This is a genomic window from Campylobacter jejuni, from assembly GCF_001457695.1.
Classification (GTDB): Bacteria; Campylobacterota; Campylobacteria; order Campylobacterales; family Campylobacteraceae; genus Campylobacter_D; species Campylobacter_D jejuni.
Genome location: NZ_LN831025.1, coordinates 1,092,911 through 1,113,780, shown reverse-complemented (window position 1 = coordinate 1,113,780; position 20,870 = coordinate 1,092,911). Strand labels below are relative to the sequence as shown.

Annotated in this window: 20 protein-coding genes and 1 pseudogene; 14 read left to right on the top strand and 7 right to left on the bottom strand. The window is 31.2% G+C overall.

Annotated elements, in window-relative coordinates:
- The first annotated feature begins 23 nt into the window (after window positions 1–23).
- Entirely contained in the window at window positions 24–425 is a 402-nt protein-coding gene (locus AT682_RS09620; RefSeq protein ID WP_172669976.1) for an IolE/MocC family protein, read from the top strand.
- A gap of 15 nt (window positions 426–440) precedes the next feature.
- On the opposite strand, the gene AT682_RS05695 is transcribed toward AT682_RS09620, so the two are convergent.
- The 7 genes and pseudogenes from AT682_RS05695 to AT682_RS05665 all read right to left on the bottom strand — a co-directional run bounded on the left by AT682_RS05695 (window position 441) and on the right by AT682_RS05665 (window position 5,869).
- Window positions 441–1,301, bottom strand: a complete 861-nt coding sequence (locus AT682_RS05695) for a VirK family antimicrobial peptide resistance protein (RefSeq protein WP_002882614.1) — start codon at window positions 1,299–1,301, stop codon at window positions 441–443.
- Window positions 1,294–2,400, bottom strand: coding sequence for an RIP metalloprotease RseP (gene rseP / locus AT682_RS05690; RefSeq protein ID WP_002812870.1), 1,107 nt, complete (start codon window positions 2,398–2,400; stop codon window positions 1,294–1,296). The genes AT682_RS05695 and rseP overlap by 8 nt, the downstream gene beginning before the upstream one ends.
- Window positions 2,397–2,933, bottom strand: coding sequence for a CDP-diacylglycerol--glycerol-3-phosphate 3-phosphatidyltransferase (gene pgsA / locus AT682_RS05685; RefSeq protein ID WP_002882615.1), 537 nt, complete (start codon window positions 2,931–2,933; stop codon window positions 2,397–2,399). The genes rseP and pgsA overlap by 4 nt, the downstream gene beginning before the upstream one ends.
- A 125-nt stretch (window positions 2,934–3,058) precedes the next feature.
- Window positions 3,059–3,664: an NAD(P)H-dependent oxidoreductase gene (locus AT682_RS05680; RefSeq protein WP_002882616.1), complete on the bottom strand. Its 606-nt coding sequence runs from the start codon at window positions 3,662–3,664 to the stop codon at window positions 3,059–3,061.
- Window positions 3,664–4,284, bottom strand: a complete 621-nt coding sequence (locus tag AT682_RS05675; protein ID WP_002882617.1) for an NAD(P)H-dependent oxidoreductase — start codon at window positions 4,282–4,284, stop codon at window positions 3,664–3,666. The genes AT682_RS05680 and AT682_RS05675 overlap by 1 nt, the downstream gene beginning before the upstream one ends.
- Window positions 4,285–4,348: 64 nt before the next feature.
- Window positions 4,349–4,769, bottom strand: a pseudogene (locus AT682_RS05670) (GNAT family N-acetyltransferase).
- 11 nt (window positions 4,770–4,780) lie between these two features.
- Window positions 4,781–5,869 carry a CinA family protein gene (locus tag AT682_RS05665; RefSeq protein WP_002882618.1) on the bottom strand — a complete coding sequence of 363 codons (1,089 nt, stop codon included), beginning with the start codon at window positions 5,867–5,869 and terminating at the stop codon, window positions 4,781–4,783.
- A 98-nt stretch (window positions 5,870–5,967) separates the two neighbouring features.
- Here AT682_RS05665 and ileS point away from each other — a divergent pair, with 98 nt between their 5' ends.
- From ileS to dapE, 13 genes are all read left to right on the top strand, one after another.
- Window positions 5,968–8,721 (top strand): isoleucine--tRNA ligase, encoded by a 2,754-nt coding sequence (gene ileS, locus AT682_RS05660; RefSeq protein WP_002882619.1) that lies wholly within the window; start codon window positions 5,968–5,970, stop codon window positions 8,719–8,721.
- A complete protein-coding gene (locus AT682_RS05655; RefSeq protein WP_002869114.1) occupies window positions 8,715–8,825 on the top strand; it encodes a membrane protein in 111 nt (36 codons plus the stop codon). The genes ileS and AT682_RS05655 overlap by 7 nt, the downstream gene beginning before the upstream one ends.
- A complete protein-coding gene (gatA, locus tag AT682_RS05650) occupies window positions 8,822–10,183 on the top strand; it encodes an Asp-tRNA(Asn)/Glu-tRNA(Gln) amidotransferase subunit GatA (protein ID WP_002882620.1) in 1,362 nt (453 codons plus the stop codon). Before AT682_RS05655 ends, gatA begins: the two co-directional genes overlap by 4 nt.
- A gap of 9 nt (window positions 10,184–10,192) precedes the next feature.
- The gene (gene guaB, locus AT682_RS05645; RefSeq protein WP_002882621.1) at window positions 10,193–11,650 is read left to right on the top strand and encodes an IMP dehydrogenase; all 1,458 of its coding nucleotides are present in this window, start codon (window positions 10,193–10,195) and stop codon (window positions 11,648–11,650) included.
- A complete protein-coding gene (gene xseB / locus AT682_RS05640) occupies window positions 11,647–11,820 on the top strand; it encodes an exodeoxyribonuclease VII small subunit (RefSeq protein WP_002853034.1) in 174 nt (57 codons plus the stop codon). Before guaB ends, xseB begins: the two co-directional genes overlap by 4 nt.
- A complete protein-coding gene (locus AT682_RS05635; RefSeq protein ID WP_002882622.1) occupies window positions 11,813–12,634 on the top strand; it encodes a carbon-nitrogen hydrolase family protein in 822 nt (273 codons plus the stop codon). Before xseB ends, AT682_RS05635 begins: the two co-directional genes overlap by 8 nt.
- Window positions 12,600–14,573, top strand: a complete 1,974-nt coding sequence (locus AT682_RS05630) for an LTA synthase family protein (protein ID WP_002882623.1) — start codon at window positions 12,600–12,602, stop codon at window positions 14,571–14,573. Before AT682_RS05635 ends, AT682_RS05630 begins: the two co-directional genes overlap by 35 nt.
- A gap of 63 nt (window positions 14,574–14,636) precedes the next feature.
- Window positions 14,637–15,935: a UDP-N-acetylmuramate--L-alanine ligase gene (murC, locus tag AT682_RS05625; protein ID WP_079263867.1), complete on the top strand. Its 1,299-nt coding sequence runs from the start codon at window positions 14,637–14,639 to the stop codon at window positions 15,933–15,935.
- Window positions 15,928–16,278, top strand: coding sequence for a hypothetical protein (locus AT682_RS05620; RefSeq protein WP_002805008.1), 351 nt, complete (start codon window positions 15,928–15,930; stop codon window positions 16,276–16,278). The genes murC and AT682_RS05620 overlap by 8 nt, the downstream gene beginning before the upstream one ends.
- Complete coding sequence (gene mutS, locus AT682_RS05615; protein ID WP_079263868.1) at window positions 16,268–18,478, top strand: endonuclease MutS2; 2,211 nt, start codon at window positions 16,268–16,270, stop codon at window positions 18,476–18,478. The genes AT682_RS05620 and mutS overlap by 11 nt, the downstream gene beginning before the upstream one ends.
- The gene (npdA, locus tag AT682_RS05610; RefSeq protein ID WP_002882626.1) at window positions 18,475–19,176 is read left to right on the top strand and encodes an SIR2 family NAD-dependent protein deacylase; all 702 of its coding nucleotides are present in this window, start codon (window positions 18,475–18,477) and stop codon (window positions 19,174–19,176) included. The genes mutS and npdA overlap by 4 nt, the downstream gene beginning before the upstream one ends.
- A complete protein-coding gene (locus AT682_RS05605; RefSeq protein WP_002855900.1) occupies window positions 19,169–19,768 on the top strand; it encodes a LysE family translocator in 600 nt (199 codons plus the stop codon). Before npdA ends, AT682_RS05605 begins: the two co-directional genes overlap by 8 nt.
- Window positions 19,769–19,771: 3 nt before the next feature.
- A complete protein-coding gene (gene dapE / locus AT682_RS05600; RefSeq protein WP_002882627.1) occupies window positions 19,772–20,869 on the top strand; it encodes a succinyl-diaminopimelate desuccinylase in 1,098 nt (365 codons plus the stop codon).
- Window position 20,870: the final 1 nt, after the last annotated feature.

Here is a 20,870-nt window from a genome sequence, read left to right as displayed (position 1 = left end):
TTTTATATGATTTTGGAAATTCCATGATGGCCTATGAAGATCCTATAAAAGCTTGCAAAGACATGGCTAAATATACTTTTAGCACGCATTGTAAGGATCATATAGTTTTCATTGAAGAGGGTGTAGAATATGTTTGCGGCGTTCCTTTGGGAGAAGGAAATTTAGACATTAAAACTTGTGTAGAAATTCTTAAAAAAGAAGGACTTGACCGTATTAATGTAGAGCAATGTTATCCTTATTGTGCGACTTTTAAAAGAGAAAAAGGAACAGGCGGGGTTAAAGAATTAGGTAAAGGGGCTTTTAAGATAGAAAAATCTTTGTTTGAAGATTTAAAAGCTATGCAGTATTATTATCCTCAAGAAGTATCTCAAGAATGCTTAGAGAGGCTTTTAAAACTTCAAAAAAAGGTTGTGAGAAAAGTGTAGAATATTTAAAAAGTATTATTTAGATAAAATTTGGAATAAATTTTGTTTAATATTTTCAAGCATGGCAAAACGTTTTTTATACATGGAGCGTTTTTGTGAAGGGATTTCTTCTAGGTTTTTTTGCGAGTGGTGGAGCTTGTAGTATTTGTGTTTATCGATTTTTATTAATTCTCCACCATTTTCTAGCCAAATTTTTTGATAATCTACAAAATATCCTTTTTCTTTTCCTTTTTGAGAACGGATTTGATTTTTTTCATGTACACCTAAAGTAGCTTGAAGTTTTAAAATTTCACAAAGCATCTTAGAGCATTCTATAAGTAAAGCAACAGGGCGCAAACCATGACATTTTTTAGTTAAAATTTTATTAATTTCTAAAATATTAAAATCTTTGTATTTATATCCTTGTATGCAAGAAAGTAGAAGATTATTTTCTAAAGTAAAGCAAAAATTACATTGTGAAATAGTGTATTTTTTAAATTTTAAAGAAAAAGCCCAAAAACCTTCTTCGTAAACATTATGGTTATATCCTAAAAAAAGCTCAAAATCTTCATCAAAAGAAAAAATCATTTGTTCTTCGGGAAGAAATTTAAAACAAGTAAGTCCCTTATCAACATCATAAATAAGTGTTTTAACGCGTTCATTTGCTTTAAAACTTTTATCGCAAAATCTTCTTATAGCATTGTAGCAAGCATAGGGTCTTTGAGAGAAAAAGTCTTTTAAATGTTTATTTTTTTCTTCATTAAGCGTTTTTTCTAGAAGCCTTACTTGAGGAAAATATAGAATTTTTCTTGCTTGAAAACGTAAATAGCGCCAAAAGATGATACTTTTTCTTCTATCAGTAAAATTTGGAATAGGGTAGGAAAATTTTTTATTCACCTGCAATCCTTGATATATCATTATAAGTTGCAAAGAGCATTAAGCTTAAAAGTATTGCCATGCCTGCGTAACTTAAGTATTCAAAAGCACGCTGTGGAACCTTGCGTCTAAAAATCATTTCATAAAGATTAAAAAGTATATGTCCTCCATCAAGCATAGGAATAGGTAAAAGATTTAAAATGCCTAAATTTATAGAAATTAAAGCAGTGATAAATAAAAGCAAAGTAAAGCTATTTTGTGCAGCCTTTGAGGTAATTTCAGTCATGGTGATAATACCGCCTAAATTTTTTGCTTCAACTTCACCACTTATGAGTTTTATTATACCCTTGATGATGAGTGTAGAAGCTTGAAAACTTTCTTGTATGGCATATTTAAAACTTTCTAAACCTTGATGTTTTACAAGAGTGCTTGTCCCATTTGGACTGACTCCAAGTTGAGGTTTTTCAACGATTTGTCCAAAGTCATTATATCCTTGTCCTATTTTTGGAGTTAGGGTAAATTCTAAATTTTTTCCTTCTCTATCGATTAATATTTTCAAAGGCTCTAAACTTAAATGCTTTGAAATTTCATCAAAGCTTTGAATTTTTACACCGTTAATTTCTAAGATAGTATCATTTTTTTGAAGTCCTATTTCTTGTGCAGCAGAGTTTGGCGCTATGTTTCCTATTTGCGGAGCAAGTTTGTTTAGACCTAAATTTCCTATGATAATATAAAGAAAAAAAGCTAAAATTAGATTAAAAAATGGTCCAGCAAAAAGAATATAAATCTTTTTTAAAGGACTTAAAATGCTATAGCTATCTTTGTCTAGATTTTCAAAACCAGGACGCATATCATCTTGTCCTTTAAGTTTAACATATCCTCCAAGTGGCAAAGCACTTAAGCGATAGTTCGTGCCTTTAAATTCACGCTCTATAAGACTTTTTCCAAATCCTATGCTAAAGACTTCAACTTTTACACCCAAAGATCTTGCAGCTAAAAAATGTCCTAATTCGTGAAAGAAAATTAAAAATGAGATGACTAAAACAGTTGCTAAAAATTCAATAGAATAAAATTTAATTCCCAAAATCAAAATAACAATTAAAAGCAATAAAGATCTCATTTTTCTCCTTTTTTTTGAGCTTTTATATAAGTATAGATGTATTCAAATCCAGAATAAAGAGTTAAAATCAAAGCTATGTAAAGTAGAATTTCACCGCCTATCCACTCCATGATTAAAAATCCTATCGCAGTCATTTGAAAAGCGGTTTTAAGTTTGCCTGCAAAAGAAGCATTGACATTTAAATTTTCGCTAATCATTACAACTCTAAAACCTGTGATAAAAAATTCCCTTACTAATATAATATAAATTACCCATTCATTAGCTTTTCCTGTAAGTAAAAGCCCTAAAAAAGCTGATAAAACAAGCATTTTATCGGCTAATGGATCTAAGATTCCACCCAGTTTTGTGGTTTGTTTCCAAGTTCTTGCGATGTATCCATCAAAAAAATCACTTAAAGCCGCTAATGAAAAAGTTAAAGCAGCAAAATAGTTAATCCAACTTTGATGAATATTTTCAAAATGATGAATTAATAAAAAAAATAGCAAAGGCGCTAAAACCATTCTAAAAATCGCCAAGATATTGGGTAAATTCATAACAAGCCTTGTGAAATTAAATGTAAAATTATAATCAAAATTGTATAAAATTTAAGCAAAGACTTAGTAAAAATACAAAAAAAGAATCAGTTTATTTTTATTTAAATTTTGCTTAAAAGCAAAATTTAAATAAATTTTACAACTTCATCAAAACTAAAACGATTTTTTTGAGGATTTTTTTCATCGTTGCAATATCCTAAAGCTACCACCAAACTTGATCTTTCTTTTTGAATATCAAGTGATAAATAAGAATCAAGCTTTTCTTTATCAAAACCACCTATAGTGCAACTTGCTATATTTAAAGCATTAGCACTGTAAAGTATGCTAGCTAGAGCTATATGAGCTTGTTCTCTTGCATAAGATATTTTTTCTTCTTGATTTAGAGATTTTAAAAAAGGCATATAAGCATCTAAGCGTTTTTGAATTTCTGTTTCACTCATATCTCTTTTTCTAAGTTTTTCTTCAAAATAATCCAAAAAATCAAGTCTTGAAATGATGATAATTAACGCAGCGCAATCTTTTACATGTTTTTGCTGGTTGCAAATTTTAGAAAGTTCTTCTTTTCTTTTCTCATCTTGCACTACTATAAATTTCCAAGGTTCCAGTCCTAAGGAGCTTGGGCTTAATCTTGCTATTTCTAAAATAGAATTTAAATCCTCTTTTTTGAGTTTTTCATTTTTAAAATTTCTACAAGAATATCTTGTGCTAAAAATTTCAAGTTCTTTTTTCATTATTTTTCCTTGTAAAATTCGACGACTTCATTAAAATTTAAGCGTTGAGTAGAATATTTTGGTTCATAGGCTTTATATCCTAAGGATAAAATTACAGCAGTTTCAAAAGGATAAGTTAAATTAAGAAAATCATCAACTTTAGCTTTTTCAAAGCCACCTATCATACAAGAATCAATACCTAAGCTCATTGCAGCTAGTGACATTTGCATCATAGCAAGATAGCATTGAAGTTGTGCGTAATGATAGAGTTCATTATCATTCATTGCATTGGTTTTATGGGTGTAAATTTCTAAAATTTTTTGAAAATTTTCTTCGCTAGAATCTGAGAAACGACGCACTTGTTTTTGTGCAAATTCATCTTTGCTTTGAAGATCTTTTCTTGCTAGAAAAATGATATTATGACTCGCACTTGCTACATTTTGTTGATTGTAACATAGAGTTGAGAGTTTAAGATTGTGTTCTTTTTGTTCCAATACTACAAATTTCCAAGGCTCAAATCCATGTGAGCTTGGGGCTAAGACTCCACTTTCTAAGATAAAATGCAAATCCTTTTCATTGATTTTTTTATCATTAAAAAGTTTACAAGCTCTGCGTTTTGAAATTAGTTCTTTAAAATTCATTTTATTCCTTAAAATCAAAAAATAATAATATTAATTATAAAATGTAAAGCTTAATCAAAAAATATTATAGTTTGATATTTTTCTTAAAAACAAAACCGGATTTTGCAAAACCCATTTTTTGGATATAAAATTCATGAGCTTGTGTTCTAAAAAAACTTGAACTTAGTTCTAATTCTTCATATCCTTGATCTTTTGCCCAAATTTGGATTTTTTTCAAAAAAGCTTGACCTATACCTTTTCCTCTTAAAGCTTCATCTACGACAAAATCACAAATATAAAGACAATGATTATGATAAAGTAAAGGGCATGACTCCACAAGCTGCTTTGTAGCTTCCCTCATTTTCATAGGTAAAAAGTTTATAATGTTGAGTTTGTGTAGCAAGTTGGATTTTGTCTAAAAAATCTTTCAAAGATAGGTTATTTCTTAATTGTTTTATCAAGGGATAAATTTTTTCCAAGTCTTCTTTTAGCTTAATTTCTTTCATTTTTAAATCCCTTAAATTTCAAAAATTTCAGGTTTTAATTTTAAAAGTAAGCAAAAAGTTGCCAAAACAGCTTGTTCTTGCATAAATTCACGATCTCCATCTAAATAAAGCGTTTCTTGGATAAAAGTTCCATCTCTAAACATTGCACCTATATAAATAGTGCCTGATTTTATTTTTCCCTCATCTTTTTCGCCAACTACTCCGCTAATAGCTAAGGCAAAATCAGGATTAGCCGTTTTAAAAATACCTTTTAGCATAAAATAAACACAACGTTCACTGTATTCGCCATTATTTTCTAAGACGCTTTCGCTAATTCCAAGCCATTCGTGTTTGATGCGGTTGGAATAACTTACAATAGAACCTTCAAAAATTTCACTTACACCTGAAATTTTGGTTAAGGTGCTTGCACAAAGTCCACCTGTGCAACTTTCAGCAAAAGAAATTTTTATTTTTTTTTCTAAAAGTTTAGAGCTTATAAAATGTATAGGATCTTTACCTAAAAACACCTTTTGTCCAAAAAGATTTTTTACGCTATTTAAAAAACCATCAAGTTTTCCAAAATTAGCGCAAGTGGCCTTAATAAGCACAAGATTATCTAAAAGCTTGGTTGATTTTATACTTATCTCATAAGATTTTGTTAGGGTTTGCAGTAGTAATATAGCACTTTCATCATCCATGCCAAAAATGCAAAAATATGCAAAATTTAATTTTATATGCCCAAGAAGATTGGGTAATTTTTCGCTTGGATTTATTTTAACGACATTGATTTTTGAATTTGAAAAATTACACACAAAGCTATTTTTACTAAATTCTGCTTTATCTGGAACCAAGGTATCATCTTTTAAGATAAGATTATCATCATTTAAAGTTGCTAAAATTTTAGCAACAGTCGCATAATGCAAAGGGCTTGTAAATAAAGTGATAAAATCATACTGATTTAAGAGATTTTCAAGCAAAAAGGGTAAATCTTTATCGGTTTTATTTTGTATGCGAATTTCGTTAATTTCTTTAAATTTTTCTTCATAAGTTCTATAAATATAATTTTTGAATTTTTCGTTTATAGTAAGCTCATCTCCTATAAGATAAAGCAAATGTTTCATAAATTTTCCTTTTTTTCTTATAATTATAGCCAAAAACAAAGTAGAAATTAAAGCTAATTTGAGTAGAATTTAAGATTATTAAAAATTAGGTGGAAAAAATGGACTACAAAGAAACTCTACTTTTGCCCAGCACTACTTTTGCTATGCGGGCGAATTTAGCGGAACTTGAACCGCAAAGATTTAAAAAATGGTTTGAGCAAAATTATGCTTATGAAAAAATGAAAGAAAATCGCAAAAATGCGAAAAAAAGTTTTACCTTACACGATGGCCCCCCTTATGCTAACGGACATATCCATATAGGACATGCTTTAAATAAAATTTTAAAAGAAACTATTATCAAAACGCATTATTTTAAAGGTGAGAGTGTGCGTTTTACTCCAGGGTGGGATTGTCATGGTTTACCTATAGAACAACAAGTAGAAGTAAAGCTTGGAGAAAAGAAAAAAAGCTTAAGCAAGAAAGAAATTCGTGAGTTTTGCAGACAACATGCGAGTGAATTTGTAGATATCCAAAGAGAAGAATTTAAAAATTTAGGCATTATTGCGGATTGGGATAAGCCTTATTTGACTATGAAATTTGAGTTTGAAGCAGCGATTTATAGAACTTTATGCGAGATTGCTAAAAAAGGCTTACTTTGTGAGCGTTCTAAACCTGTTTTTTGGAGTTGGGCGGCAAAGTCAGCTTTGGCAGAAGCTGAGGTAGAATATCAAGATAAAGAAGATTATTCTATCTTTGTGGCTTTTGATTTGGATGTAAAAGCTTGTGAAAAATTAGGCGTTTCAAAAGCAAGTGCAGTGATATGGACAACTACGCCTTGGACTTTGGTGGCTAATCAAGCTATAGCTTTAAATCCTAATGAAAATTATGTGATCACTAAAGAGGGTTTGGTTTTTGCAAGTGCTTTACTTAAAAGCATGGTAGAAAAAGGACTTACAAGTGGAGAAATTCAAAAAGAACTAAACGCAAAAGAATTTGAAAAACTTGAAGCTATCAATCCTTTAAATGGAAGAAAATCTGTTTTAATCATGGGTGAGCATGTATTGATGGATGGTGGAAGTGGACTTGTGCATACTGCACCAGGACATGGCGAAGATGATTATTATGCTTGTTTGAAATATGACATTGAAGTTTTAATGCCTGTTGATGATGGTGGATGTTATGATGAAACTTTAAGAGCTAAAGAGCTTTTGCCTTCTCATTTGCTTGAAGAGTTTATAGGTCTTCATATTTTTAAGGCCAATGAAAAAATTTTAGAACTTTTAGGCGCAAAACTGTTGCATTCTTCTAAATTTATACACTCTTATCCGTTTTGCTGGAGAACACATAAGCCTGTAATCTATAGAGCTACTAAACAATGGTTTATTTTAATGGATGAGCCAAAACTTCAAGGAAAAACTTTAAGAGAGTGTGCAATAGAACAACTTTTAAAAACAACTTTTTATCCACAAAGTGGAGTAAAAAGAATAGGCTCTATGGTGGAAAATCGCCCAGATTGGTGTATTTCAAGACAAAGAGACTGGGGAACGCCTATAGCCTTTTTTAGAGATAAAAACACTAAAGAAGTGATTTTTGATGATGAACTTTTTGACTTTGTAGCAGCTATTTTTGAAAAACACGGTGCTGATGCGTGGTGGGAGTTTGAAATCAAAGATTTAATTCCTACAAACTCAAAATACAACACTGAAAATTTAGAAAAAGTATATGATATTTTAGATGTTTGGTTTGATAGTGGAAGTACTTTTAATGCGGTTTTAAATAGCGGACTTTATGACGCAGGAGAAAAAAGAGCAAGTATGTATTTAGAAGGAAGCGATCAGCATCGTGGTTGGTTTCAAAGCTCTTTGCTTGTAGGTACAGCGATCAATGAAAGTGCACCTTATGAAAGCATTTTAACTCATGGTTTTACCACTGATGAAAAAGGGCAAAAAATGTCTAAATCTAAAGGCAATGTGATTGCTCCTGAATATGTAGCAAAAACCTATGGAGTTGAAATTTTAAGACTTTGGATGCTTTTAAGTGATTATTCAAGTGATTTAAAAATTTCAGACAATATCTTAAAACAAGTAGGCGAACAATACCGCAAAATAAGAAACACTATAAGATTTTTACTTGCTAATACTAATGATTTAAAAGATTTAGAAGTTAAAGAATTTAGCTTTATTGATAAATGGATATTAAGCCGTGCAACTAAAGTTTTTAAAGCAAGTAAAGAAGCATTTTTTGCTTATGAATTTGCTAAAGGTTTTAGTTTGCTTTTAAATTTCTTAAGTGCGGATTTAAGTGGGATTTATCTTGATATCAGTAAAGATAGACTTTATTGCGATAGTGAAAATGTCCAAAGAAGAAAATCTGCTCAAGTAGCTATGGCTTTGATAGCAAAAGAGCTTTTAAATTTGCTTGCTCCAAATTTAAGCTATAGTGTAGATGAGGCTTTAGAACATGCTAATGTTTTAATTAAAGGTGATGCAAAAGATGTATTTGATCTAAATTTAACTCAAGATTTTGATTATGATTTTGGTATAGATGATACATTTTTAATGAGCGCTAGAGAGAAATTTTTTGAACAAATTGATATACTTAAAAAAGATAAAATCATTAAATCTACTTTGGAATTAAATTTAAACATCAGTTTTAATAAATTCCCAAATGAGGAATTAGCCGATTGGTTTATGGTAAGTCAAATCAGCAATGAAAATGAAGAAATTTTGGCTGAATTTGAAGTAGAGAATGAGAAATTTAAAATCACCAAAGCTTCACTTTGTAAATGCCCAAGATGTTGGAAACTTCAAAGTAAAAATGAAGAAACACCTTGTTTAAGATGTGAAGAAGTTTTAAAAGGGATTCAATGCTAGAAAATCCTATTCCAAATAGCATTATCATCACAACTATAGCGGTGGTTTTAGCTTTTAGTGCTTTAGCGGTATTTTTGATCAAAAAAACAAAGGAAAATAAATGATAACTTTAAAAGAAGCTTTAAAATACTCCAAAGAAGAACTTGAAAATTTAAAAAAAGAACTCAATGAAAAAGCAAAAAAAGAAAAAAAATTAGGTGTTTATATCGAACAATTTTTAGATAAAGACTTAAGTGTTTCAGGTGAAGGTGTGCCTATAGCTATAAAAGATAATATCAGTGTAAAGGGCTGGGAGCTTACTAGTGCGAGTAAGATTTTACAAGGTTATATCGCTCCTTATGATGCAAGTGCGATTGTTAATTTAAAAGCTAATGGTTTTTCTCCTTTTGGGCGTTGTAATATGGATGAATTTGCTATGGGAAGTTCAACAGCGAGTTCTTATTATGGCAAAACTTTAAATCCTTTAAATTTTGAGCGTGTGCCAGGTGGTTCAAGTGGTGGAAGTGCTGCTGCGGTAGCGGGTGGCTTGGCTTTGGCAAGTTTGGGTTCTGATACAGGAGGATCTGTACGTCAACCCGCAGCTTTTTGTGGTTGTGTAGGATTTAAACCGAGTTATGGAAGAGTGAGTCGCTATGGTTTGGCTTCTTATTCTTCAAGTTTGGATCAAATCGGGGTTTTAACGCAAAATGTAGAAGATGCGGCAATTTTATATGATGCGATCGCAGGATATGACAAAATGGATAGCACAAGTGCAAATATCGAGTTTATCAAAACCGCTCCAAATTTAAATGCAAATAAAAAATTAAAAATCGCAGTGATTGAAAATTATGTCAATGATGCAGATAGTGAAGTAAAAAACGCACTTTTAAAAACTATAGATATGTTAAAAGCTAATGGACATGAGATTGTATATAAAAATTTACTTGATTCTAAGTTTGATATTGCAGCGTATTATATCATCGCAACAGCTGAAGCAAGTGCAAATTTAAGTCGTTATGATGGGGTGCGTTATGGTAAGCGTTCCGAAAATATCCAAAATTTAAAAGAAATGTATGTAAATACACGCAGCGAAGGTTTTGGCGAAGAAGTAAAAAGAAGAATTTTGTTAGGAACTTTTGTTTTAAGCAGTGGATATTATGATGCGTATTATATCAAAGCGCAAAGAGCTAGAGCTTTTATCAAGGCAAAATATGAAGAAATTTTACAAGATTGTGATCTTATTTTTATGCCTGTAACTCCTACAACGGCTTTTAAATTTGATACTCAAAAAAGCCCTATGCAAACTTATTTAGAAGATGTTTATACTATCTCTGTAAATTTAGCAGGGCTTGGAGGCATTAGTGTGCCTGTTGCAAAAGATAAAGAAGGGCTTAATATATCAGCACAACTGATTTGCAAAGCTTATGATGAACAAACCTTGTTAGACGGGGCTTTAAGTTTAGAACAAATGATTAAAAATTAAGGATGAAAGATGAAAATTGTAAAAAGAGCTTTAACTTTTGAAGATGTATTATTGCGTCCTGGGTATTCTGAAGTTCTACCTAAGGAAGTAAAAATTCATACTAAACTGACAAAAAATATCACTTTAAATATGCCTTTAATCTCTGCGGCTATGGATACCGTTACTGAACATAGAGCTGCTATCATGATGGCAAGACTTGGAGGACTTGGGGTTATTCATAAAAATATGGATATAGCTTCACAAGTTAGAGAAGTAAAAAGAGTGAAAAAAAGCGAAAGCGGAGTTATTATCGATCCTATTTTTGTAAGTCCTAAAGCAAGTGTTGCGGAAGCTTTAGAAATCATGGCGGAGTATAGAATTTCAGGTGTTCCTGTAGTAGATGAAGATAAGAAACTAATAGGCATACTTACCAATCGTGATTTAAGATTTGAGAGTGATTTTTCAAATTTGGTTGAAAATGTTATGACTAAAATGCCTTTAATCACTGCTCCAAAGGGTTGTACTTTAGATGATGCGGAAAAAATTTTCAGCACCAACAAAGTAGAAAAACTTCCTATAGTTGATGAACAAGAACGCTTGGAAGGACTTATCACTATAAAAGATCTTAAAAAACGCAAAGAATATCCTGATGCCAATAAAGATAATTTTGGAAGATTACGCGTGGGTGCGGCTATAGGAGTAGGGCAAATGGATCGTGTGGATGCTTTAGTTGAAGCTGGCGTTGATGTTGTTGTGCTTGATTCTGCGCATGGACATTCTAAGGGTATTATTGATACGGTAAAAGCGATTAAAACTAAATATCCAAATTTAGATCTTATCGCAGGAAATATCGCTACTGCAGCCGCAGCAAAAGCACTTTGCGAAGCAGGGGTAGATGCGGTTAAAGTAGGTATTGGGCCAGGAAGTATTTGTACTACGCGTATTGTTTCAGGTGTGGGTGTGCCTCAAATTTCAGCCATTGATGAGTGCGTGGAAGAAGCAAATAAATTTGGCGTTCCTGTGATAGCTGATGGCGGGATTAAATATTCAGGTGATATCGCAAAAGCTTTAGCTGTAGGTGCGAGTTCTGTTATGATAGGATCGCTTTTAGCTGGAACAGATGAAAGTCCAGGAGAGCTTTTTACTTATCAAGGAAGACAATATAAGTCTTATCGTGGTATGGGCTCACTTGGGGCTATGCAAAAGGGAAGTTCGGATAGATATTTTCAGCAAGGTACTGCTCAAGATAAACTCGTTCCTGAAGGTATAGAAGGGCGTGTTCCTTATGTGGGAAGTATAAGAAGCGTGGTGCATCAACTTTTAGGAGGTTTGCGTTCTTCTATGGGTTATGTTGGGGCTAAAGATATAGAAGATTTTCAAAAAAGAGCCGAATTTGTTGAAATTACCACTGCAGGGCTTAAAGAAAGTCACGTGCATGATGTTACTATCACTCATGAAGCACCAAACTACAAGGTTAATCATCAATGAGTTTTGAAGAAAATTTAAAACACGCTAATGAATCTTTGGAAAAATTAAATAATCAAGAGCTTGCCTTAGATGAAAGTGTAAAAATTTATAAAGAAGGTTTAGAGAGTATCAAAAAAGCAAGACTTGAGCTTGAAAAAGCAAAATTAGAAGTGGAGCAAATCGATGAGTAAAATAGCAGCTTTACAGTTTCCAACTTTAGCTTTAAGTGAATCAAGGCTTGATTATTATCTTAAAGCTTCAAAAGACAATGGGACAAATTTAGTAGTTTTGGGAGAATATGTGATTAATAGTTTTTTTACAGAACTTTTGCATATGCCAAAAAATATGATAAAAGAACAAAGCGAAGCTAAAAAAGAAAGCTTGATTAAACTTGCTAAAAAATACGAATTAGAAATCATCGCTCCTTATGTTAGCGTTGAAGCTAAAAGTTATAAAAAACTCTGCTTAAAAGTTACTCCAAATGGTGTGAAAAGCTATGAACAGCAAATTTTAATGCCTTATGAACATTGGAATGAAGAAAAATTTTTCAGCAACAAAACTCCATCAGAATTAAAAATTTTTACTTTTAATTATGAAAAATTAAAATGCGCCTTACTTTTTGGTTTTGAGACCCATTTTGATATCTTTTGGCAGCAGATTATGGCGAAAAAAATTGATTTGGTTATCGTTCCTAGTGCTTGTACCTTTGAAAGCAAACAAAGATGGGAAGAACTTTTAAAAACAAGAGCTTTTTTAAATTCTACAAGCATTTTAAGAGTAAATCGCATAGGCAAAACAAAAGATGAGTGGAATTTTTACGGCGATACTCTGTTTATCAATGCTTTTGGTGAGATAGAAAGTAAATTAGGTTCTGAAGAAGAAATGCTTATTATAGAGCCTAAAAAAAGTGATGAAGCAAGAAAACTTTGGGGTTTTGATAAAATTCTTAAGAATTTTAAAAAAGGTGAATATGAGAAAAATTTTACTTCAAATTTTTATTTTTAGTGTATTATTTATAGCAACTTTTACCATTAATCGTATTTTAATGCAAAATTCTTTCATCCCTACTGGTTTAATTAGTGATAAAAATGAAATCTTTTTAATGTATCTTTTAGGTGTTTTTCATGATATAAGATTTTTAAGTGCAGCGTTTTTACCATTCTTGCTTTGTGGTTTTTTAAGTTTAATTTTTTCTAATATAAAAATAAATAATAAATTAGTAATATATAGTAAAAATTTTTATTTCATTTTTTCAAGCATTTATATAATTGTTCTTTCTTGTCTTTGTATAGGATTTTCTTATGCAAAATACTATTATTACGAAATTTACAAGACTAAATTTGATATTTTTATGTTTACTCTAAAAGATGATAATACAAAAACTATTTTAAGTATTATTTATCACGATTATCCAATTTTAAAAATTTTAGCTTTAATGTTGATTTTTGGAGTTTTTGTAGTTTTTTTAAATTTGAAAATATTAAATTTAAAGCTAAAACCTGTTAATTTAAGATTATTTCCCTTAATAGCTTTAAATTTAATATTAATTATTGTTTATGTTATAGCCTTAAGGGGTCCCTTTAAGCATGTGGCTATAAATGTACAAAATTATTCTTTTAGTGAGTATAGTGTTGTAAATGATACAATGTTAAATCCAATTATGGCATTTTCTTGGGCTTTAAAACAATATAAAGAAGAAGCGGCTTTGAAGGTTATCACACCTTTGAAAGCACAAGAACTTAAAGAAAAACTTTTTGATTATTTGCATCAAAGTCCTATAAATCTAAAAGCTGAAAAGAATTATCCTAGTGTATTTGTCAACTTAATGGAAAGTTTTGGGCTTAATTTGGCTGATTTTACAAATACAGAACATAATTTTTTAGGTTCGTTAGATAAACATTTTAAGCAAGATTTTTTATTCAAACGTTTTTTGAGTTCTAGTAATGGAACTATACCAAGTTTTGCAAACTTATTTTTTGTAAGTCCATTTTCTAATATTTCTACAAGCAAATTTCAGAAAACTTATTTGGATTTAACACCTATTGCTGTTTATAAGAAAGCAGGATATAAGGTGATTTTTGTAAGTGCAGGTAATGGATCTTGGCAAAATATTAAAAATTATCTCAGTATTTTGGGAGTAGATGAGATTATAGATGAAAATATTTTAATGAAAGAGTATAATGGAGCAAAAGATAGCGAAAATGGTTATGGGGTAGCTGATGAGTTTTTATATAAAAAAGTTTATGACTTACTTCAAAAAAATCCACACAACATCCTTATAATTGCTCTTACCATGTCCAATCATCCACCTTATAAAATTCCACAAAATGATTTGCCAAAATTACAAAACATTCCACAAACTTTGCTTAATATGCTTCCTTATGAAAAAGATAAACAAGACAATATTATCAAAGCTTATACTTATGCAAATAATGAATTTGGAAAATTTCTAGATAAAGTAAAACAGAGTTCTTTTAAAGATAATGTCATTATAGCAGCAACTGGAGATCATAGAGTACGCGAGATGAGTATGGATTTAAATTCCCAAAAAGCTTTTGCTTATAGTGTGCCTTTTTATCTCTATATTCCTAAGGATTTGCAAGATAATATTTATTATGATAAAGATCGTGTAGGATCTCATAAAGATATTTTTCCAACTCTTTATGCTTTAAGTTTAAATAATGTTAAGTATTTAAGCGTAGGCGGAAGAAATATGTTAGCAAGACCAAATGATGAGAAATTAGAATTTGGGATCAACGATGCTGTATGGATTGATAAAAAAGGTATTTATAGTGGCGGTAAAGGGTATTATTTTGAAAGTAATGATACTTTAAAAGATATGAATAAAGCTTTTAACCTTGATGATTATACTAAAGACTTTGATAAATTTTATAGAGAGTTAAATTTATATCAATTAGCCGAGCGTTTAGGCATTTCAAAATAGGATTTATATTTTCTTTTTAGTAAAAAAGTGCTAAAATTTAGCCTTTAAAGTATAAAGGTTTAAATGATGCAAAATATCCATTTTATCGGCATAGGCGGTATAGGAATTTCCGCTTTAGCAAGATTTTTAAAAGAAAAAGGTTTTAAGATTAGCGGAAGTGATCTTAAAGAGAGTAAAATCACTAAAGAACTAGAAAAAGAAGGGGTTAAGGTCAGTATCCCTCATCATAAAGATAATATTTTAAACAAAGATTTAGTTATTTATTCTGCTGCTATCAAAGAAGAAAATCCTGAATTTAAATACGCTAAAGAATTAGGTATTAAGTGTCTTTCACGCAAGGAGGCTTTGCCTCTTATTTTAGAAGATAAGCGTGTTTTTGCAGTTGCAGGAGCACACGGAAAAAGCACGACTTCAAGTATTTTAGCCTCTTTGATTGATGATGCTTCTGTGATCATCGGAGCGATTTTAAAAGAATTTGGTTCAAATATGATTTATAAGGAAAGCCAAAACCTTGTTTTTGAAGCTGATGAGAGCGATAGTTCTTTTTTAAATTCAAATCCTTATTTGGCTATAGTTACCAATGCAGAAGCGGAGCATTTAGATCATTATGGTAATGAAGTTTCAAAACTCCATCATGCTTATACAGAGTTTTTAGACACGGCTAAAATTCGCGTGATTAATGCTGAAGATGAGTTTTTGAAAAATTATAACAATGAGTCAATCAAGCTTTATCCGAGCAAAGATATCAAAAACTGCACCATGTGTATAGAAAATTTCAAACCTTTTACAAGCTTTGAGTTGAAAGATTTAGGTGAGTTTAAAGTTTTTGGCATGGGATATCATTTAGCCCTTGATGCGTCTTTGGCGATTTTAGCGGCTTTAAATTTCTTAGATATAGAAACGATAAGAACTAGGCTTAAAAATTATCAAGGTATTAAAAAGCGTTTTGATATTTTACATGCTGATGAAAATTTGGTTTTAATCGATGATTATGGTCATCATCCTACCGAAATAAAAGCGACTTTAAGTGCAGCACAAGAATACGCAAGATTAGGCGGATATAAAAAAATCACAGCTATCTTTGAACCCCACCGCTACACGCGTTTGGCTGCAAATTTAAAGGAATTTGCAAAGGCTTTTGAAGGTGTTGATGAGCTTATAATTTTACCTGTTTATGCTGCAGGAGAAGAGCCTATAGAACTTGATTTAAAGGCGGTTTTTCCTAAGGCTTTATTTGTAGAAGATATCAAAAGAGAGGGTAAATTTTTGGTGGCTTCTAAGGGGCAGGTTTTTGAAGAAGGGCTTATTATAGGTTTTGGCGCAGGAGATATCAGTAATAAATTAAGGCAAAAAAATGAGTAGGTTTTTTTTATATCTTTTAATTATTTTAATTTTAGCCTTAATCACTTTTGCTTTGCGTGAAAAATTAGGTAAAAAAACCAAACCTTTTTTTGGTATTTTACTTGTGATTTTTATTGTTTTAGCGGTATTTTTTGAATTTGAAAACACACAAAAAAGTCATTTAAGAACAGATATTATCGTAGCTTTTAATCAAAATAAAAATATTTTATGTAAAGATATCAATGTTTCTAAGGCGTATTTTAATTATGAATTTGGTACAGGAAGTTTTATTTCAAAAGATAATAATCAAAGTTTTAATTCTTTAATCATAGATATTAAAGATTGTAGGTTAAATGATGAATGATACAAAAGAAGAATTGATCTCAAAGCTTGATTTAAACAGCTATTTAGAAGAGTTTAAAGCCCTTTTTGCAAGAGATAAGGAGATTTTTTTGCAAGGAGATTCTAACCTTCATTTTAAACGCATACATGAGCTTTGTGAGGTGGAATTTCCTACTATGCCAGAGCTTAGCAATCTTGATAAAGCCTTAGTACATTTAAGTAAGCAAGGAATTTTACATTTAGATGAAATCTTTGAATTTGTAAAAATTTTTCGTTATTTTGAAAAGTTAAAAAAAATAAAACTAGGAACAAATTTAGACTCTTGGCTACAAAAGATAGAATTTGTTAGCGGGGCTTTGGAGCTTTGTTTGAATTTCGATGAAAAAGGGGAATTAAAAGAAAGTTTAGATGAAAGACTTGTAAATCTTAATGCCGCTCTAAGATTAAAAAATGAAAGCATAATAGCTGAGTTTAAGAAATTTTGCTATACAAAAGCTTTAATGCCTTATCTTATCGATACACAAATCCATCTTATAAACAATCTTGAAGCCTTGCTTGTAAGAGGCGGGTTTAATCACGCTATTAAAGCAAAAATCATAGGTAGAAGTAGTGGCGGTGGCTTTTATATCGTGCCTTTAAGTGTTGAAAATTTGCAAAATGATATAGAAAAAATCAAAAATCAAAAAGAAGAAATTTATTATGAATACGCTAAAAATTTCTCAGCTTTTTTAGCAAAAAACCTACCTTTTTTAAAATTTATCAATACAGCCTTTGATCTTTTTGATCATTATAGTGCTAGGGTTTTGCTTGCTAAAAAAAGGGATTTTGAATTTGTTTTGTGTGATCAAAGTACAGATTTGGTTCTTAAAAATTTCGCTCATCCTGCTTTAAAAAATCCAAAAAGCGTGAGTTTGGAATTTAAAAAACAAGTTTTAATTATCACAGGGGTAAATGCAGGTGGAAAATCCATGCTTTTAAAATCCATGCTAAGCGCAGCATTTTTAGCTAAACATCTTTTGCCTATGCATATCAAAGCAAGTGAAAGTAAAATCGGTGCTTTTAAAGAATTTGATGCCATCATAGAAGATCCGCAAAATGTTAAAAATGACATTTCAACTTTTGCAGGAAGAATGTTGCATTTTTCTAGGCTTTTTTCTAAGAAAAATTTGCTTTTAGGTATTGATGAAATAGAGCTTGGAACAGATTTTGAAGAAGCGGCTTGTTTGTATAGTGTGTTAATTTCAAAACTCATAGCTAATAATCTTAAAATCATCATCACCACGCACCACAAACGCCTTGCTATGCTTTTAGCAAAGAATGAGCAAGTTGAACTCATTGCTGCTTTATATGATGAAGAGCTTTCACGCCCAAAATATGAGTTTTTAAAAGGTACTATAGGAAAATCTTATGCCTTTGAAACCGCTTTGCGTTATCAGATTCTGCCGAATTTAGTTAGCGAGGCTAAAAAGCTTTATGGCGAGGATAAAGAAAATTTAGAGGAACTTGTGGGTAAAAATATCAATCTCGAATTAGAACTAAAAGCTAAGCTTGAAAATGTCGAGAAAAAAGAGCAAAAAGTCGATGAAATTTTACTTTCTTTAAAAGAGCAAAAAGAAAAAAATGAACAAGAATTGCGTACGAGTTTGAGAAATTTAGAATTTAAATTTCACAAAGCCATAGAAGAAGCTAAAAAAACCATACAGCTTAAAGATATAAAAGATAAGCAAAGAAGTCTTAATAAAGTCAATGAACTTAAAAAAGAAATCATCTTGCCAAGTATGGAGCAAAACGAAGAATTGCGTGTGGGGGATTTTGTAAAATATGAAAAAATTAAGGGTAAAATCATAAGCATTTCTAAAAACGATGCTATGGTTGAAAGTGATGGGATTAAACTTCGTGTGCCTTTAAAACTACTTAAAAAAAGTGGTGTAATGCCAAAAAAAGTAGCAAAAACAAGTATAAGCGTAAGCAAACCAAGCAATCTAAGTGTAACTTTGGATTTGCATGGACTTAGGAGTGATGAGGCTATTTCAAAGCTTGATAAATTTATTTCAGATGCTTTGCTTGCAGGCTTTGATGAGGTTTTGATTTATCATGGTATAGGCACAGGAAAGCTTGCCTTTGCGGTAAGAGAGTTTTTAAAAACCCATAAAAGCGTTAAAGGTTTTAATGACGCACCGATTAATCAAGGTGGCTTTGGTGTTAAGGTGGTGAGATTATGAAAAACATTATGATATTAAGCGGAGCAGGTTTGTCTGCTCCAAGTGGACTTAAAACTTTTAGAGATAATGATGGACTTTGGGAAGAATACGATGTGATGGAGGTTTGCTCTGCAACAGGTTTTAGAAAAAATCCTAAAAAAGTACTTGATTTTTACGATGCAAGAAGAGCGCAACTTCAAAATGTAAAGCCAAATCATGCTCATGAAAAAATCGCACAGTTAAAAGAAAAATGGGGTAAAAACCTTTTTGTCATCACGCAAAATGTAGATGATTTGCTAGAGCGTGCAGGGTGTAAAGATGTAGTACATTTGCATGGCTTTTTGTCTGAACTTCGCCGCTTAAAATGCGAAGAAATTTTTAATATAGGTTATGAAAAAATCACAGATAAACAATGCCCAAAATGCAAAAGCAAGGATTTAAGACACAATATAGTCATGTTTGAAGAGCAAGCCCCTGCTTATGCTACGCTTTATTCTTTGCTAAATCAAACTTCGCTTTTTATCAGCGTAGGCACAAGTGGGGCGGTTTTGCCTGTAGGGCGTTATGCTTCAATGTGCGAAAAAAGTATTTTAAATATCTACGAAAAAGATGCGAATTTAGAGTGGTATTTTGATAAAATCTATATAGAAGATATTATAAGCGCTATTGATAAAATCGCACTTGATATAGAAAATTTTATGAAAGATGGTAATGTTTGATTCTTTTTTAAGTGGAGTTTTTTTGGGCTTTGGAGTGAGTGTGCCTTTTGGACCTGTAAATATTTTGATTTTAACTTATGCACTAAAAGCTTTTAAAAATTCCATAGCTGTAGGACTTGGAGCATTTAGTATAGATATGCTTTATCTTTTTTTGCTTCAATTTGGGCTTTTAAATTTTTTAGGTAATGTTATTTTTATGCGTTCTTTGGCGATTTTTGGTTTTTGTTTTTTAACTTATATGGCGTATTTGATGCTAAGAAAAAAGAAAGAAAGCTTAAATTTAGAGCATAAAGAATTTAAAGAAAGTCTTTTGAAAAGTTATATTAAAGGAGCTTTTTTAAATGGTTCAAATCCTTTTGTGATAGGATTTTGGCTTAGTGCTGCAAGTGTGGTTTTAAGCAGCGATCATGCTTATTTGATGACTTTAGGGCTTGTTGTGGCTATACTTTTTTGGGTAAGTGCTTTAGCCTTTGTGGTGGCAAGATATAGTCATGTTTTTAGTGCAAAAGTTGTTTTTATAATCAATATAATTTCAGCTATAATTATAGAGTATTTTGCTCTTAATTTATTATATAAAACTTTCTTAGGATAAAAAATGAATGCAAAAGAATTTTTAATCGAACTTTTAAAATTTAAATCTGTTACGCCAAATGATGATGGAGCTTTAAATTTCATCGCTATGGAACTGAGTGATTTTGAAGCTTTTTTTATAGAAAAAGAAGGCATTAAAAACCTTTTACTCACTAAAAAATTTAAAGATGAGGGTGAGCATTTAGCTTTTGGTGGGCATGTAGATGTGGTGCCTGCAGGCGAGGGTTGGAGTAGCGATGCTTTCGTGCCTATGGAAAAAGAAGGCTTTATCTATGCAAGAGGTGCTCAAGATATGAAAAGTGGAGTAGCAGCCTTTGTAGATGCGGCAAAGAATGTAGATTTTAAAGGAGCAAGACTGAGTCTTATTTTAACAAGTGATGAAGAAGGTGAAGCTATATATGGAACTAAGGCTGTTTTAGAATGGATGCAAGAAAGAGATATGCTACCTGATTATGCTGTGGTTGCCGAGCCAACCTGTGTTAAAAAAATCGGCGATAGTATTAAAATAGGGCGTCGTGGTTCTATCAATGGAAAACTTTTAATCCGTGGAAAACAAGGGCATGTTGCTTATCCTGAAAAATGTATCAATCCTGTGCATGATTTTGCACCAGTTTTAAAGCTTTTAGCGGGTTTTGATCTCGATCCTGGAAGTGCTGAATTTAGTCCTTCAAAAATTGTTATTACCGATATTCGCGGAGGTATGGGGGTGTGTAATGTTACGCCAAATGATTTAAAACTTATGTTTAATGTTCGCAATTCCCCTGATACAAGCTTAGAAGATGTAAAAAACTATGTAGAAAAAATTTGTCATGGTTTAAACTATGAGTTAGAGCTAAAACAATCAAGCGAAGCTTTTTTGACAAATATCGATAATAAAATCGTTCAAAAAATGAATGAAATCGTTCAAAAAATCACTCATGAAGTGCCAGAGCTTAATACTAAAGGCGGCACAAGTGATGCAAGGTATTTTGCAAAATATGGTGTAAAAGTAGTGGAATTTGGGGTTTGTAATGATAGAATTCACGCTATTGATGAAAGAGTAAGCATAGAAGAATTTGAAAAACTTTGCCTTGTTTTTAAAGACTTGATAGAAAATTTTTAAA